This is a genomic window from Kitasatospora sp. NRRL B-11411 (assembly GCF_000721345.1).
Lineage (GTDB): Bacteria > Actinomycetota > Actinomycetes > Streptomycetales > Streptomycetaceae > Kitasatospora > Kitasatospora cineracea.
Genome location: NZ_JOGH01000342.1, coordinates 1 through 259, shown reverse-complemented (window position 1 = coordinate 259; position 259 = coordinate 1). Strand labels below are relative to the sequence as shown.

The following is a 259-nucleotide window of genomic DNA, read 5'->3' as shown; positions in this document are numbered from 1 at the left end:
CGTGAACGACGCGTTACGGCAACGGACTTGGGAGATCGCCGAGCAGCTCTCCCGGGCCGGCGGCGGCGGGGAGGCCCGGCTGACCACCATCGCCGACGGGTTCCGGATCGAACTCTCCATCATCCGGCCCGACGGACCCGACGACCCCCCGGCCGTCCTGGCCGCACTCGCCCTCGGCGACCGCTGGGGACACAGCTACTCCCCCGCCTTCCGCAACAACGGCGTCGCCCGCGAGATCGTCTGGAGCGAAGTCCACCAC

1 pseudogene is annotated in these 259 nt (G+C 71.8%); it reads left to right on the top strand.

Annotated features, from left to right (window positions below):
• Window positions 1–259, top strand: a pseudogene (locus tag IH44_RS42220) (hypothetical protein); the annotation flags it as partial.